The organism is Rhodobacteraceae bacterium M382, assembly GCA_025141015.1.
In the GTDB taxonomy this organism is placed as follows: domain Bacteria; phylum Pseudomonadota; class Alphaproteobacteria; order Rhodobacterales; family Rhodobacteraceae; genus Aliisedimentitalea; species Aliisedimentitalea scapharcae.
This window is the reverse complement of sequence record CP081098.1, coordinates 1,758,604-1,772,809: the sequence shown is the minus strand read 5'-3', so window position 1 is coordinate 1,772,809 and position 14,206 is coordinate 1,758,604. Positions and strand designations below refer to the sequence as shown.

Annotated in this window: 17 protein-coding genes; 9 read left to right on the top strand and 8 right to left on the bottom strand. The window is 58.4% G+C overall.

Annotated elements, in window-relative coordinates; genetic code table 11:
• Positions 1–42 precede the first annotated feature (42 nt).
• Positions 43–195: a hypothetical protein gene (locus K3727_08145; GenBank protein UWQ92739.1), complete on the top strand. Its 153-nt coding sequence runs from the start codon at positions 43–45 to the stop codon at positions 193–195.
• A gap of 337 nt (positions 196–532) precedes the next feature.
• Positions 533–1,315: a Hint domain-containing protein gene (locus K3727_08140; GenBank protein UWQ92738.1), complete on the top strand. Its 783-nt coding sequence runs from the start codon at positions 533–535 to the stop codon at positions 1,313–1,315.
• Between the two features lie 255 nt (positions 1,316–1,570).
• Here the strand turns inward: K3727_08140 and K3727_08135 are convergent, their stop codons facing one another.
• The gene (locus K3727_08135; GenBank protein UWQ92737.1) at positions 1,571–2,071 is read right to left on the bottom strand and encodes an Lrp/AsnC family transcriptional regulator; all 501 of its coding nucleotides are present in this window, start codon (positions 2,069–2,071) and stop codon (positions 1,571–1,573) included.
• Between the two features lie 242 nt (positions 2,072–2,313).
• Here K3727_08135 and trxB point away from each other — a divergent pair, with 242 nt between their 5' ends.
• The 4 genes from trxB (at position 2,314) to K3727_08115 (ending at position 6,043) form a co-directional block, all read left to right on the top strand.
• Complete coding sequence (gene trxB, locus K3727_08130; protein UWQ92736.1) at positions 2,314–3,255, top strand: thioredoxin-disulfide reductase; 942 nt, start codon at positions 2,314–2,316, stop codon at positions 3,253–3,255.
• 5 nt (positions 3,256–3,260) lie between these two features.
• Positions 3,261–3,596, top strand: a complete 336-nt coding sequence (locus K3727_08125; GenBank protein ID UWQ92735.1) for a ribonuclease E inhibitor RraB — start codon at positions 3,261–3,263, stop codon at positions 3,594–3,596.
• 8 nt (positions 3,597–3,604) lie between these two features.
• Positions 3,605–4,105 carry an RES family NAD+ phosphorylase gene (locus K3727_08120; GenBank protein UWQ92734.1) on the top strand — a complete coding sequence of 167 codons (501 nt, stop codon included), beginning with the start codon at positions 3,605–3,607 and terminating at the stop codon, positions 4,103–4,105.
• 219 nt (positions 4,106–4,324) lie between these two features.
• On the top strand, positions 4,325–6,043 hold the full coding sequence (locus K3727_08115; protein ID UWQ92733.1) for a bifunctional sulfate adenylyltransferase/adenylylsulfate kinase: 1,719 nt from the start codon (positions 4,325–4,327) through the stop codon (positions 6,041–6,043).
• A 327-nt stretch (positions 6,044–6,370) separates the two neighbouring features.
• On the opposite strand, the gene K3727_08110 is transcribed toward K3727_08115, so the two are convergent.
• The 4 genes from K3727_08110 to K3727_08095 all read right to left on the bottom strand — a co-directional run bounded on the left by K3727_08110 (position 6,371) and on the right by K3727_08095 (position 8,880).
• Positions 6,371–7,234: a hypothetical protein gene (locus K3727_08110; protein ID UWQ92732.1), complete on the bottom strand. Its 864-nt coding sequence runs from the start codon at positions 7,232–7,234 to the stop codon at positions 6,371–6,373.
• Positions 7,234–8,112, bottom strand: coding sequence for a PhzF family phenazine biosynthesis protein (locus tag K3727_08105; protein UWQ92731.1), 879 nt, complete (start codon positions 8,110–8,112; stop codon positions 7,234–7,236). The genes K3727_08110 and K3727_08105 overlap by 1 nt, the downstream gene beginning before the upstream one ends.
• Before the next feature lie 126 nt (positions 8,113–8,238).
• Positions 8,239–8,463: a DUF1150 domain-containing protein gene (locus K3727_08100; GenBank protein ID UWQ92730.1), complete on the bottom strand. Its 225-nt coding sequence runs from the start codon at positions 8,461–8,463 to the stop codon at positions 8,239–8,241.
• Positions 8,464–8,466: 3 nt separating this feature from the next.
• Positions 8,467–8,880 carry an Hsp20 family protein gene (locus tag K3727_08095; protein ID UWQ92729.1) on the bottom strand — a complete coding sequence of 138 codons (414 nt, stop codon included), beginning with the start codon at positions 8,878–8,880 and terminating at the stop codon, positions 8,467–8,469.
• Between the two features lie 164 nt (positions 8,881–9,044).
• On the opposite strand from K3727_08095, the gene K3727_08090 reads away from it, so the two are divergent.
• From K3727_08090 to K3727_08080, 3 genes are all read left to right on the top strand, one after another.
• Positions 9,045–9,269: a DUF465 domain-containing protein gene (locus tag K3727_08090; GenBank protein ID UWQ92728.1), complete on the top strand. Its 225-nt coding sequence runs from the start codon at positions 9,045–9,047 to the stop codon at positions 9,267–9,269.
• Between the two features lie 372 nt (positions 9,270–9,641).
• Entirely contained in the window at positions 9,642–10,130 is a 489-nt protein-coding gene (purE, locus tag K3727_08085) for a 5-(carboxyamino)imidazole ribonucleotide mutase (GenBank protein UWQ92727.1), read from the top strand.
• Positions 10,123–11,214 (top strand): 5-(carboxyamino)imidazole ribonucleotide synthase, encoded by a 1,092-nt coding sequence (locus K3727_08080; GenBank protein ID UWQ92726.1) that lies wholly within the window; start codon positions 10,123–10,125, stop codon positions 11,212–11,214. The genes purE and K3727_08080 overlap by 8 nt, the downstream gene beginning before the upstream one ends.
• Before the next feature lie 112 nt (positions 11,215–11,326).
• Here K3727_08080 and K3727_08075 read toward each other — a convergent pair whose 3' ends face one another.
• The 3 genes from K3727_08075 to K3727_08065 are packed head-to-tail and all read right to left on the bottom strand — an operon-like array spanning position 11,327 to position 14,154.
• On the bottom strand, positions 11,327–12,478 hold the full coding sequence (locus K3727_08075) for an alpha-D-ribose 1-methylphosphonate 5-triphosphate diphosphatase (protein ID UWQ92725.1): 1,152 nt from the start codon (positions 12,476–12,478) through the stop codon (positions 11,327–11,329).
• Positions 12,475–13,260 (bottom strand): alpha/beta fold hydrolase, encoded by a 786-nt coding sequence (locus tag K3727_08070; GenBank protein ID UWQ92724.1) that lies wholly within the window; start codon positions 13,258–13,260, stop codon positions 12,475–12,477. The genes K3727_08075 and K3727_08070 overlap by 4 nt, the downstream gene beginning before the upstream one ends.
• Before the next feature lie 42 nt (positions 13,261–13,302).
• Positions 13,303–14,154 (bottom strand): DMT family transporter, encoded by an 852-nt coding sequence (locus tag K3727_08065; GenBank protein UWQ92723.1) that lies wholly within the window; start codon positions 14,152–14,154, stop codon positions 13,303–13,305.
• Positions 14,155–14,206: the final 52 nt, after the last annotated feature.

Here is a 14,206-nt window from a genome sequence, read left to right as displayed (position 1 = left end):
GACACAGCAATCAAACTGGGACAACCCAGGCAGGAGAGCGACATGAAGGCACGTACCCGCTTTATCAAATCCGTCATCAAGACCGCCCGCGACACTGAAACCACGGCCATGCCTTGGACACGTGGCGTCGCGCGGTCGCAATCGGTTTTGCGTCGTCAGGCCGCTCCAGAACAGGGTGCGCGTAAAACCGCTTGATCCGTTCCCTCCTTGAAGGTGTGGCTGCCGCACATCTTCAGGACCCCCGCGCCGAATGCTGCCCGCTGTCGGCCGGGACTGCCGGTCCGCCCTGCCTATAGGTAGGGCGGATCGAGCCCCCCCAAAAAACCGGCAGATTGATCGCGCATAAGAAACAGTTTTGGGAAATCACCAGAACCATTAACCAAAACCTTTGTAAATCCGTGCTGAATTTTGACAGTTCCTGTTAATTCCTGTCATTATGGATCCAGTACAGACAGTGACACGTAACCATGTCCGTCTGACGTTGTCGGTGGGGGCCGACGCAGATGCGACCCGTTTAAGAGAGGGCCTATCCATGGCGATCCCCCACTCGTTGACGCGCGCAGCGCGCAATGCGGTGCAACATAGTCCTATCCTTCAGGATCCGGCTGCTCTGCGTGCACCCAATCGGCCACAGCTGCGCCGTTATGAGACAATGTCCCTGTTGCCCAATGGGGATATTGCAGAGAACCGCCACATTGCCCCAGCTCTTCCGCTGTTTGAGACCGCATTTTCGGCCTTTACGCGCGGATCTTTGATCGACACCGAATCCGGTCCCATTTCTATCGAAGACCTGTTGCCTGGTGACCGGGTCATGACACAGGACAGCTCGGCCGACACAATCATGTGGATTGGCAAGACAACCTTGGTGCCCGGACGTCCGGGACCCAATGGGCGCAATCACAAACTGACACGAATCATGGCGGACAGTTTTGGTATGCAAAAGCCTTTGGGTTGCGTTATTGCAGGTCCATCAGCCCGTTTACTTCGCACGCCCGGGCATCTACGCAGCCTAACCGGGGCGAAATCGATGCTGGTGCCTGTACAGGAATTCCAGGACGGGATGAACATCATCGAAACCGCCCCCCCCACACCGGTCGAATTGTTCCACCTCTGCCTCCAGCGTCATGCTGTCATTCGGGTCGGTGGTTTGCAATTTGAGACCTATCACCCAGGCATCAACGGGCTGCGTATGATCAGTCATGCAATGCGGTCGATCTATCTCAACTTGTTTTCCCACGTCAGTGAACTGCGTGACTTTGGCCCGCAGGCCTTTCCCCGCACCGGGGATGGCGAAATCGACGCGCTCAGAGCCTAGATTGAGTCGCCCGCCGAGTTTTTGGACACACTCAGTCAGAAACCGCCTTCTTGGGTCATGGCGGCTTTGCCCTCCCAGCCCTGAATACAGCGCGCCGAACCTATTTTTCACAAATTCACATAGGGCTCCCGCCCCATTTGCCCGCATCCCAGATGCCGGCAAATACGTTGGGCAGAGCAGCGCCGTGGGCGCTGTGACGGCGTTTGCAAACGCCCAGTTGCGCCAGCTCTCGACACCAGCCGCAGAAATCGAAGATCAGGCTTCCTTGGCCAATCTCTCCTCGAGCACCTCGAATGGCACTCCGGGGTCATCTTTGGCACCGCGGATCACGAGAGATGTCTTGACGCTGGCCACGTTGGGCGTGGTCAACAGATCCCCCGTCAGAAAGGTCTGAAACGTGCTGAGATCAGGCGCCACGCATTTCAGCATAAAATCCACTTCACCGTTCAGCATGTGGCATTCGCGAACCAACGGCCAGCCGCGGCATTTCTCTTCAAAAGCGCTGAGTTCGCTTTGGGCCTGGCTGTCCAGCCCGACCATGGCAAAAACCTGAACTTCAAATCCCAGTTCGCGCGCGTTTACATCCGCGTGATAGCCACGGATCAGCCCGGCCTCTTCGAGCGTTCGGACCCGACGCAAACACGGAGGCGCCGAAATGCCCACACGTTTGGCCAGTTCTACATTGGTCATCCGGCCATCAGCCTGCAATTCCGACAGGATCTTGCGATCAATCGGATCAAGTCGTGTTGCGACCATGAATAGCTCCCCTGAATTGCGTTTCTTATAGCAGCGCCCGCGGGGCGCGCAATAATATTTCGCGACAGCGCAATAATCTTTCCGGAGATGCGTCGCAAGGTCAAAACTGCAGTGTTACCGGTATCTGGAAAAATTTCGCGGTTCGATCGTCGCGCCCAATGGGGGTTTAAGCCACGTTCGTGCATCGCTATATGAACGCGACCGGCAATCCAACCGCCGCACTGCTGATTTGGGGAAAGTTCATGAGCGAGACACGCCACACCAAGGTTCTTATCATCGGGTCGGGGCCTGCGGGCTATACGGCGGGCGTCTATGCGTCGCGGGCCATGCTGGAGCCTATTCTGGTTCAGGGAATCGAACCGGGTGGCCAGTTGACCACCACGACAGACGTGGAAAACTATCCCGGCTTTACCGAGGTTCAGGGCCCGGACCTGATGATCAAGATGCAGGATCATGCCCAAGCCATGGGATGTGAAATCATCGGCGACATCATCACGGATCTGGATCTGTCCAAACGTCCGTTCACCGCAACCGGTGACAGTGGCACGATCTATACGGCCGATGCCGTGATTCTGGCCACCGGGGCACGTGCCAAATGGCTGGGCCTGCCGTCAGAAGAAAAGTTCAAAGGCTTTGGCGTCTCGGCCTGTGCCACCTGTGACGGGTTCTTTTACCGTGGTCAGGAGATTGTCGTGATCGGTGGCGGCAACACGGCAGTCGAAGAAGCCCTGTTCCTCACCAATTTTGCCTCCAAGGTCACGCTGATCCATCGCCGGGACGAACTGCGCGCGGAAAAGATCCTGCAGGACCGGCTGATGAAAAACGACAAGATCGTGCCTTTGTGGTTCCACCAACTGGACGAAGTGGTGGGCACCGATGCACCGTTGGGTGTCGAAGGGGTCAAGGTCAAAAACGTCCAGACCGGCGAGATCACAGAAATCCCCTGCAAGGGTGTCTTTGTTGCCATCGGCCATTCCCCGGCCAACGAACTGGTCAAGGACACGCTCGAGATGCACAATGGCGGCTATGTCAGCGTCAATCCGGGATCAACCGAAACCTCGGTTCCCGGCGTGTTCGCCGCAGGCGACCTGACCGATCACAAATACCGTCAGGCCGTTACCAGTGCTGGCATGGGCTGTATGGCCGCGCTGGATGCCGAACGTTTCCTGGCGGAACAGGAGTAAACGGCATGACCCACGATTTTGCAGCACAAAAGGCCGAAACCGTGGCGTTCTACACTGACTTGCAGGCTGAAAATGACCTGCCCGACGTGGCGGATGTGGATTACTTTCTCATCCCGACGTCGGATGAGGCCGATTGGCGCGCGCTGGCCGATCAGCTCAGCCGCGACGGATATGACTGTCAATACGACGATGGCACGGGCTCCGACGGCGGGCCCTGCCTAATGGCCACCCTGCCCGACCAGATCATTTCCGCCGGGGCCATCTGGATCGGCGAAGAAGTGGCCACGCGCGCAGCGCTGGACCACGGCTTTGCACCCGACGGCTGGGGCATGGAAAGCTGAACACCGATATGCGCCAACACGCCTTTACGGGCGTGGTCTGGCGCATTCTGTTCACTGCACGCAACGACGCCCCGCTTGCCCCGGTTTTGGCCCCAGAGGGGCGGTTTCATCATTCCGGCCAACCGGCTCTGTATGCATCGCTGAGCGCCGAAGGGGCCGGTGTTGCCATTCGTCGTTATGTGTCACCCTGCGATCCTGATCGCAGTTTGCTGGGCTTATCTGTCCAGGCCACCGCCCTCATAGATCTGCGGGAGTTACCGGATCCTGCTGTCGCTTCGCAGGTCTGGCAGGACGTCCGTGCAACCGGAGCCCCCGCGCCCACCTGGGCAATTTCGGATTGGGCGCGGCGCCTGGGCGCGCAGGGAATGTTGTATCCATCACGCTCTCGTTCGGACCTGACCCATCTTGTTCTGTTTCGCTGGAACGCGGTCAACGCCGCCCAAATCCGCCTGACACAGCCGCCGTGTCCTTGGAGGCCCGGTTCCGATCCCACCCGCGACCCTGCATGACTTTGGCCTTGAAATCGACCGCACGTGCGCAAGTCTGGAATTCCACAGGCCCTCGGTTTTGGGGGAATTTAGTGCGTTTCAGCGCCGTAACTGCGCCAAAACCTCCCGTTTGTCCAATTTTGGCACTGTGGGCACTATACAGTACGCCAGCAGGGGGATATGTCCCCGGCGAACGGGCTAATTTGGCCCTGCCGTCACCGCACAAGCGAGAGATTTGAAATGACGATGCCCAGCAATTTGGCTCCGATCCCGGAGCTTTATGTTTCCTACGACAGTGCCCAGAAATTGAAGGTTGAAGCTTCCGATCTGGTGAGCCACGATCTGACACCCCGCCAAATCTGTGACCTGGAGCTGCTGATGAACGGCGGGTTCAACCCGCTGAAGGGTTTCCTGTCCGAAGCAGATTATGACGGCGTTGTCGAAAACATGCGGATGACAGACGGCACCCTGTGGCCGATGCCGATCACATTGGATGTGTCCGAAGATTTCGCGGCCCAGCTGGACGTGGGCCAAGACATTGCCCTGCGCGATCAGGAAGGCGTCATTCTCGCCACCATGACCGTGACCGACCGCTGGGAACCAAACAAGGCACGCGAAGCCGAAAAGGTGTTTGGTGCCGATGACGATGCCCATCCAGCCGTGAATTACCTGCACAACCAGGCTGGCAAGATCTATCTGGGTGGTCCGATTACCGGTATCCAACAGCCCGTACACTATGATTTCCGCGGCAGCCGTGACACACCGAACGAACTGCGCGCCTATTTCCGCAAAGTCGGCTGGCGTCGCGTTGTGGCCTTCCAGACCCGCAACCCGCTGCACCGCGCGCACCAGGAACTGACCTTCCGCGCGGCCAAGGAAGCCCAGGCAAACCTGCTGATTCATCCGGTTGTCGGCCTGACCAAACCGGGCGATGTGGACCATTTCACCCGCGTGCGCTGCTATGAAGCCGTTTTGGACAAATACCCAGCCGCCACCACCAACATGAGCCTGCTGAACCTCGCCATGCGGATGGCGGGTCCGCGCGAAGCCGTCTGGCATGGCCTGATCCGCGCCAACCACGGCTGTACCCATTTCATCGTTGGTCGTGACCACGCCGGCCCGGGCAAGAACAGCCAGGGCGAAGATTTCTATGGCCCCTATGATGCACAGGAACTGTTCCGCGAGCATCAGGACGAAATGGGCATCGAAATGGTCGATTTCAAACACATGGTTTATGTGCAGGAACGCGCCCAGTACGAACCCAATGACGAGATCGAAGATCGTGACAATGTCACCATCCTGAACATCTCGGGCACCGAATTGCGCCGGCGCCTGTCCGAAGGTCTGGAAATCCCGGAATGGTTCTCCTTCCCCGAGGTCGTCAAGGAATTGCGCCGCACCAAACCGCCGCGGTCCCAGCAGGGCTTTACCGTCTTTTTCACCGGCTTCTCGGGCTCCGGAAAATCCACCATCGCCAATGCCTTGATGGTCAAGCTGATGGAAATGGGCGGGCGTCCCGTGACCCTTCTGGATGGCGACATTGTGCGTAAGAACCTGTCGAGCGAGCTGGGTTTCTCGAAAGAGCACCGCGACCTGAACATCCGTCGCATCGGCTATGTTGCATCGGAAATCACCAAGAACGGCGGTATCGCCATCTGTGCGCCAATCGCGCCTTATGCCACCACCCGTCGTGCGGTACGCGAAGACATCGAAGACTTTGGTGCCTTTGTCGAAGTCCATGTCGCGACGTCGATCGAAGAATGCGAACGCCGTGACCGCAAGGGTCTGTACAAGCTGGCCCGCGAAGGCAAGATCAAGGAATTCACCGGGATCTCGGATCCCTATGACGTTCCAGCTGATCCGGAATTGCGTGTGGAAACCGAAGGCACAGAAGTCGATAACTGCGCCCACCAGGTTCTGTTGAAACTGGAAAGCATGGGTCTGATCGGCATCCAGTAATACCTGATGCCCAGATTGCCAAAGGCCCCCGCTTCAGGGGGCCTTTTTTGTGTCCAGGAGGGGCCAACCAAATCAGTTGGCGCAGTCGGGGGAACAGGGCACGAGCCCCTTGGGAGATGCCGCCCCTGTCCCGGCCTTGCACCGCCTTGGGTTCCCCCCGCACAGCCAAGCGCGAGATGACATCTCGCCCACAGCAGTGCCCCCTTTGGATCCGCAGGGTAGCGATACGCCCCGGATACAGTTGGAATTGGCAGCAAAAGGGGACGATGACAATTTTGTCAGACTGTCCCGAACTCCAGGTATCCGGTTTGGGTGCTCTGATTTTCCTTACAGGCTGTCACGGATCGCGACGGCGGCGCGCAGATCCAGATCACAATATCGCTCTAGCACCGGATGAATGGCCTGCAATTTGGGCAGACGTGTCACAAAGTCATCCTCGGACATCGTTTCTACAGCGCGTTGAATATCCGCAGCGCTGTTACACTGAATGATCCCCGATGTGTCCATGAAGTGATCCAGATTGGGACACCCCCAGTAAATTGGGACCGTGTTGCACAACACTGCATCCACCAGCTTTTCCGAAAAATAGTTCTTCTCCTGAACGTTCTCGATCACGATGGAGTACCGATATGGGGCCAACCCGTCGGATTTCGCATCGAACGGTGTATAGCCCCGCCCCATGACCGCGACCGGGTGATCAGACCCACGGACCCATTCGACCATGTGATGCCGCAACTTGTGCCCCGAGGAATCCCGCTTGGCCGAGGCTATCAGCGAACACATCTCGGTTTTGCGCAGCGGCAGGTCGCGCCACTCTGGCACCCAGGTCGTACCCAGCGGAAAGAAATGCGCATTGGGCAGGTGGGTCAGCAGATAATCGCTAAAGGTCAGCACCTTGTAAAACCGCCGATGGGTCAACCGCAGCAGGCGCAGATGTTTGGCATGGATGACCGAAGGTTCTCCCAGGATCAGGGAAATTCGGGCCTGTGTGCCATATCGAATCTGAAAATGGGTATTGGTCCGGGGAAAGACGATCAGATGGTCGGTGGGCAGCAAATCCGCAATCTGGCGTCCTTGCAATCGTTCAGGACAGCCCAGTGGCCAATTCAGATCACTGACGGGCCGTTGCCCCAACCCAGGGCCCAATTTCATTCCATACGGCAAAACGGCAATGGCAGGTGTCATATCCATTACGCAGGCAGCTCCACAGTGCCGCGCATCAGAACAAAGCCTGCACCGCTGACCTTGACGCCGGTGATCGCATCCCCGGTTCCGATCCGCGTGACCCGAGCCTGTCCCGGACGTCCCAACCCATGACCCTGCTCTGCGATGAAACTGTCCTTGTGCATGAGCCCGTGATGCCACAAATAGGCGGCCATTGCCCCCGTGGCCGAGCCAGTAAATGGATCCTCTGGCGGGCTGGGCGGTGCCATCAACAGGCGAGAAAACGTATCCCCCGCCTCTGTCGCCCCTTGCAAGGTAACCAGAAAGGGTTCGGACATATCGACGCCTGGCGCGTCCAAAGCCCGAGACAGCGTATCGAGCGCCGCAACGTCCAGCCGGGCCGCCCGCAATGCCTCATGATTGCGCAACACGGTAATGCAGAATGGCAAGCCAGTTGAAACCACTTGTGGCGTTCCCAAAATGGCGTCACGCGGCAGCGAAACCGCCGCCGCTATCAGCGCCGGATCCGGCGTCGCGCCAAATACTGGCGCAATCTGTATCATTTCGATCTGATCGCCGGAGATGGAGACCTCTACCAATCCGGCCCCAGTTTCCAGCACAACCCGATCCCCGGAAAACATCCCGCGATCCCGCATTGCAGCAACGGTGGCGATCGTCGGATGCCCGGCAAACGGAATCTCGCGGCTGGCCAGAAAATATCGCACCCGCACATCGGCCATTTTGGACGGGCCTGTAAAAGTGCATTCAACCAATGATGTCTCGCGCACATAGTTCAAACAGACCTGGTCCGACAGAAGCGCTCCGCCATGCACCACGGCACAGCCATTGCCACCAAAGGGTTGATCCGAAAACGCATCCACCCAGTCGAAATCAAAACGGGTCATCGGGTTTCCCCCCCTGTTAGTGGCAAGTTAGTGTATGGCTGGCGCAACTCGCAGGCCCTTGTGACAGAGCCTGTGTCGACGGTCAAAGCCTGCGTGACCCGAGAATGCCGGGAGTGCCCGGGATGATTAGTGCACGGCCACCGGCGTGAAATCATTCTGGCGCGCCAGCACAAAGGCCAGACGACGATCCGCCACCAGCGCCAATTGCGCACCCTGAGCATCATGTACTGCATAGAGCTGTTTCTGGTCGCCGACGTTGGCACGTACCTCTTCGGGGAGATCTGCCGCATCCACGGTTTTTACATAAACAATGCGTTGACCTGCATCGTTGAAATCAAATGGCACATGCATGGCTTACCCTTTCTTGATGTTGATCTTTTGGACCACAGTTTCAGGCCGGGACCGGGTCAGGTCCACGTGCAGCAGACCGTTTTCCATGATTGCCTCGCCCACTTCGACACCATCGGCCAGCACAAACATGCGCTGGAACTGTCGTGCGGCAATGCCCCGGTGCAGGAACACCCGCCCGTCACTGTCGTCACGTTGGCGCCCACGGATGACCAGTTGCCGGTCCTCGATCGTGATCGCCAGATCCTCTTCGGCGAACCCGGCCACAGCCAGCGTAATCCGATAGGAATAATCCGAGGTCTGTTCGATATTATAAGGGGGATAGCCTTCGTTGCCCGACTTGGCCGAGCGTTCAAGAAGACGTTCCAGCTGTTCAAAGCCCAGCATATGCGGGTATGAGCCCAGAGTAAGTTTTGACACGAATTCGTCCTTCATTTTTCAAAGCGACGGGGCGCACGGTCCCGTTCTGGCAACCGCACATCTGCGAATATGGGAAGAAAACCGGGGATTAACAAGGGCTAGGCGAAAACAACGTGAACGCGTATCATGTCGGCAGAAGCAGTAATAACAACCCCGAGTCGCCCATGAACGCCCCGTCAGAACTATCGATGAAGAATGATGATGTTTTGCATGTGGAATTGGAGGTTTTCAGGCAGCAGCACCGCGATCTGGATGACGCCATTCACGCGCTGGAAGAACGCGGAACAGGCGACCAGCTGACGATCCGCCGCCTGAAAAAGCAGAAACTTCTGCTCAAGGACAAGATATCGTTGATTGAAGACCGCCTGACCCCGGATATCATTGCCTGATCTGACGCCTTTGATGGTTGTTGCGCGTCTTCTTTTCTATCGGAAAATCACATCCTGCGCAGCCGGTGACCCAACCGCGGTCTCGCAGCCCCCAAGCAACGGGAGTCGACCCGTAGCCATCTGTCTGACAAAGAGCTGCCCGGGCACGGTTTCGGCATTTTCCCTCCAACGTCCGAGCGCTGCCGCCCCCTCGGCCGGTCGGCTGACGCCAACAGTCCTGCGAGGTTGGGGCGGGAGCCGCGGGTCGTGCCCAAAAACACGGGCCAATCGGGCTTGTGCCGCATTGCCTCGCGCCATGGTTTGGCTATAGTGCGCGCTCCTTTCAACCGGCTCCGAGGGCAATCATCGGGGCAGATCACGCAAGGGCACAATATGGGTGACATCAAAGTGGGCATAATCATGGGCAGCCAGTCCGATTGGCCAACCATGAAAGAAGCAGCTGACATCCTGGACCAATTGGCCATCCCGTATGAGGCCAAGATCGTCTCGGCTCACCGTACGCCCGATCGTCTTTGGGAGTATGGCAAAACCGCAGTGGACAATGGGCTGCATGTGATCATTGCCGGTGCCGGCGGTGCGGCCCATCTGCCTGGCATGATGGCCTCCAAAACCCGAGTGCCGGTCATTGGTGTTCCGGTACAAACCCGGGCGCTCTCTGGCGTAGATTCACTCTATTCCATCCTGCAGATGCCCCGCGGCTTTCCCGTGGCGACAATGGCAATTGGTGCCGCTGGCGCAGCCAACGCAGGTTTGATGGCGGCCGGGATCCTCGCCCTGCAGGATACGGCCCTGGCCGAACGGCTGGACACGTGGCGCCAGTCCCTGTCTGATTCCATTCCGCAGGAGCCCAGCGATGACTGAATCCCCTTCTCCCCTGGCCACTGGTGCCGTCATCGGCATCCTGGGTGGTGGTCAACTGGGGCGCATGTTGTCCGTCGCGGCCTCGCGTCTTGGCTTTCTCACGCATATTTACGAACCCGGCACCAACCCGCCGGCAGGCCAGGTGGCCCACCGTGTTACCACCGCGGCCTATGATGACGAAGACGCATTGCGTGCCTTTGCCCAGTCCGTTGACGTCATCACCTATGAATTCGAAAACATACCGACCTCGGCGTTGGATCTGTTGGAAGCCCACCGTCCAATTCGTCCGGGCCGCGAAGCTCTGCGGGTCAGTCAGGATCGCCTGATCGAAAAGACCTTTCTGCGCGACCTGGGGCTGGCCACGGCCCCGTTTGCCGATGTCACCGATGCAGCATCTCTGGATGCCGGATTGGCCGAAATCGGCGCTCCGGCGATCCTCAAGACACGTCGATTCGGCTATGATGGCAAAGGCCAGGTCCGCATCAAATCTGACGCGGACGCGCCAGGGGCCATTGCCGATATGGCCGGTGCCCCGGCCCTGCTCGAAGGCTTTGTCGACTTCAGCCACGAAGTATCGGTCATCGCTGCCCGTGGGCTCGGTGGAGATGTCGCCTGTTTCGATCCCGGCGAAAACGTGCATCGCGATGGAATCCTGCACACCACAACAGTGCCCGCCAGATTATCCGCGTCTCAGCGGATGGACGCGGTTCTGATGGCTGCCAAGATCCTGAACGCATTGAATTATGTCGGAGTGATGGGCGTAGAATTGTTTGTCACTCCGCAAGGTCTGATCGTCAACGAAGTGGCCCCGCGCGTGCACAACTCTGGCCATTGGACCCAGAACGGTTGCAGCGTAGATCAGTTTGAACAGCATATTCGCGCCATCGTCGGCTGGCCGCTGGGCGATGGTCAACGCCATTCGGATGTGGTGATGGAAAACTTGATCGGTCATGATGTCGATCAGCTGCCGGACTTGGTACGCGAACGGGATTGCGCCCTGCATCTTTATGGCAAGACCGACACGAAACCCGGGCGCAAGATGGGCCACGTCAATCGCATCCAACGCCCGGAAACCAAAACCTGACCTCTGCACAACGCGCCAAGAAAATTATCAAATTTTCTTGGCAAAATTCTTTCCAAGAATTTTGGGTGACCCGGACGCCTTTGGGTGTCCGGGCAATATTATCTCCCCAATGTCAGGCAACAAAACGCCCGACAATGTCCCCTGACAGGTAACTGAACCGCCCTTCTGCCATGGTTGCGACCACGCGGTGGTTATTGGGATCCAAAACAACCAAATCAGCACGCAGCCCAGCGGCCAGCTTCCCTCGATCCTCTAGCCCCAAAACCCGAGCAGGCCCCTCCGAGACCAGCGCCCACGCCGCGCTCAGGTCGAGCACGCCGGATTGCGCCAACATAATCGCCGCGCGACGTGGGCTGGGATAGTGATAGTCCGACGCCAACCCATCGCACAGGCCCATGGCAATAAGATCAATCGCCGATGCATTGCCATTGTGCGATCCGCCCCGAACCACATTCGGTGCTCCCATGATCACATGATCTCCGGCACCACGCGCGGCTTCGGCAGCCTCCAATGTTTCGGGAAACTCCGAAATCCTCACGCCACGTTTGCGCCAGCGCGCCCGATCCTCTGCGCGTTGATCATCATGGGATCCCATTGTAACCCCATCACGTGCCAACGTGGCGCACAGCGTATCCAGCGCCGATGGAACTTGGCCGCTTTGGGCATGCAATGACTTCAAGAGTTCGAAATGAACCTCGGGGTTTCTCCGCGCTTTGAGCGCCTGCCCTGTCAGCCGTGGCGGTTTCTTGCCTGCGGCCAGCCTGTCATGCGGCAAGTGATCGTTAAAGACGATATACGTCACCTGCCATTTGGCCAGAAGATCCGGCAACCCGGCATAGCTGTCCAGCATATGGGTCTCAAACCGCAGCTGCGGTATCAGATCGGTAACCACCTGCGGTCTGACCTTGGCCATCGCCGTCATCACCTGTTCGGCGAATTCCGGACCACGGACCCCGCCCTCCCAGCTGTGGAACTGGGCCAAGACCGCGGTGGTAATCCCATTGGCGGCCAGTTCGGATTCGGCGGCGATCAATCCCTCTTCCATGACCTTCATCGCGCCCCGGCGCGGGGCCACATGGCGTTCGAAACCATCCCCATGCAGATCAATGATGCCGGGCATAACCAGGTACCCAGTCAAATCCACGGATCGGCCGACCGGCGCATCCACGATCACCCCATCAGCAATCGACACGGTGCCGCGATGCAGCCCTTCTTGCGGGCGCATGACCTGCGCTCCGATCAAATCCAATGCAAGACCTGTCACCTGTCCGTTCCCTCTCTGGATGGATCAACATCCTGGCACGCCTGCCCCTTGCAATCCCGCAATCCAAAATCAAAAACCGCATCGACCAGAGACAGATCCGGATCGAACCGTTCGGTCGCCAAAAATCGCAGGGTCTGCGCCATGACCAGCGGATTGTTCATCATGAACGTATGCGTTACCGGCAATTCGATATGGTCTCTCATACCCTGCACCCGGGTCGAAGCGGTCGATACTTTGCCATCGTCTGGCCCGTCGATCAGCGTGGAAAAGACCGGATTGAGCGATTGCGTCCCGGCAATGACCCCCACGGGATAGTCTACCGGCCCCAGGCGGCGCGGCACACTGGTCGGACCAGTGCCCAATTGCATCCCGGCAGGACCATTGATCAGGCCAAACACTTCCCAGTCGCCCAGTTCGTCCACCAATTTGCTGCCCTGATTTGGCGGCCCCAACATCACCACGCGGCCCAGGGTCTCAGGGCGGTTGCTGCGCAACCAGTATCGCAACAGGATCCCCCCCATGGAATGGGTTACAAAATGCACTGGTTTTGCCCCTCCACAGGATTCAATCGCCGCCGGAATCGTTTGGTCTGCCAATTCGGGAATGGGCAGATCCGTTGACGGATACCCGGGGCGGACGGTGTTGAAACCACGTTGCTTCAGAACCTGTTCCATCACTGCAAAAGATGTTTCTGTCCGCGCCAGCCCATGCAGCAACACCACGCATTCAGCCAGCGCCGCGACCGGAGAGACACAGAAAAGGAACGTTATCAAAACCCGCATGTGTTCCGAGATACGCCCAAAGCAGACCGGCGAAAACCCCGCTTAGCCGACCTTGCGCGAAATTCCCCCACGCAGGACCGTGGCGATCCCTGCGATCACGATACCTGACCCCAGAATGATCCGCAGATCCAGATGTTCGCCCAATGCCAGGGCACCGGCAGCGATCGCCAGTACCGGAACCGACAATTGAACCGTAGCAGCCAATGGTCCAGGAAGCCGGGGCAGCACCGTATACCACAGCGCATAACCCAATCCGGACGTCACCGCGCCCGAAAGGATGGCCAGACCAACTCCGACAGGCGTCATATTCCCCTGCCATCCCACCATCGACAGAACGGCCAACGTCAGAACAAAGGACAGAACGAAGTTTCCGGCAGTCGCGCCCAGCGGGCTTTGGGCCCCACGCCCAACCAGCGAATAGGCACCCCAACCCAGTCCCGCCAAAACCATGAATAACACGCCGCTCAGCGACACCGAAACAGCCCCCTGCGGCCACAACACCAACGCCAGCCCAGCCAGGGCCAGGACACCGCCGCCCAGCTGCAATCGGCCGAGCGGTGCCCCCATTGCCGTGTTCCAGGCCACCATCGTGAACTGGACCACCCCAAACAGGATCAATGCCCCCAACCCAGCGTCCAGAGATTTGTAAGCCAATGAAAAACCGATCATATAGACCGTCAGCGACACGCCTCCCGACATCAGCCGCCCAACCGGTTGGCGCAGGTTTTCGCGCAGATGCCATGCCAAACCGACCAGAACCACCATTCCCGCCCCCAGTCGCACAAGGGCAAAGCTTTCGGCGTCTATGTATCCAGGCCCCACCGCCAATCGGTTCAGAACCGAATTGGCGGCAAAGGCAATCATGGTAAGGGTGGTCAAAAGGGTCAGGCGCATAACATCCAGACTTAGCCTGTCACATCGTTTAGCACCATTCACAATTCGAACA

What these genes read in the sequence shown, in the direction of transcription:
- K3727_08145 (UWQ92739.1), top strand. Translation starts at nt 43, where the DNA reads ATGAAGGCACGTACCCGCTTTATCAAATCCGTCATCAAGACCGCCCGC.
- K3727_08140 (UWQ92738.1), top strand. Translation starts at nt 533, where the DNA reads ATGGCGATCCCCCACTCGTTGACGCGCGCAGCGCGCAATGCGGTGCAA.
- K3727_08135 (UWQ92737.1), bottom strand. Translation starts at nt 2,071, where the DNA reads ATGGTCGCAACACGACTTGATCCGATTGATCGCAAGATCCTGTCGGAA.
- trxB (UWQ92736.1), top strand. Translation starts at nt 2,314, where the DNA reads ATGAGCGAGACACGCCACACCAAGGTTCTTATCATCGGGTCGGGGCCT.
- K3727_08125 (UWQ92735.1), top strand. Translation starts at nt 3,261, where the DNA reads ATGACCCACGATTTTGCAGCACAAAAGGCCGAAACCGTGGCGTTCTAC.
- K3727_08120 (UWQ92734.1), top strand. Translation starts at nt 3,605, where the DNA reads ATGCGCCAACACGCCTTTACGGGCGTGGTCTGGCGCATTCTGTTCACT.
- K3727_08115 (UWQ92733.1), top strand. Translation starts at nt 4,325, where the DNA reads ATGACGATGCCCAGCAATTTGGCTCCGATCCCGGAGCTTTATGTTTCC.
- K3727_08110 (UWQ92732.1), bottom strand. Translation starts at nt 7,234, where the DNA reads ATGGATATGACACCTGCCATTGCCGTTTTGCCGTATGGAATGAAATTG.
- K3727_08105 (UWQ92731.1), bottom strand. Translation starts at nt 8,112, where the DNA reads ATGACCCGTTTTGATTTCGACTGGGTGGATGCGTTTTCGGATCAACCC.
- K3727_08100 (UWQ92730.1), bottom strand. Translation starts at nt 8,463, where the DNA reads ATGCATGTGCCATTTGATTTCAACGATGCAGGTCAACGCATTGTTTAT.
- K3727_08090 (UWQ92728.1), top strand. Translation starts at nt 9,045, where the DNA reads ATGAACGCCCCGTCAGAACTATCGATGAAGAATGATGATGTTTTGCAT.
- purE (UWQ92727.1), top strand. Translation starts at nt 9,642, where the DNA reads ATGGGTGACATCAAAGTGGGCATAATCATGGGCAGCCAGTCCGATTGG.
- K3727_08080 (UWQ92726.1), top strand. Translation starts at nt 10,123, where the DNA reads ATGACTGAATCCCCTTCTCCCCTGGCCACTGGTGCCGTCATCGGCATC.
- K3727_08070 (UWQ92724.1), bottom strand. Translation starts at nt 13,260, where the DNA reads ATGCGGGTTTTGATAACGTTCCTTTTCTGTGTCTCTCCGGTCGCGGCG.
- K3727_08065 (UWQ92723.1), bottom strand. Translation starts at nt 14,154, where the DNA reads ATGCGCCTGACCCTTTTGACCACCCTTACCATGATTGCCTTTGCCGCC.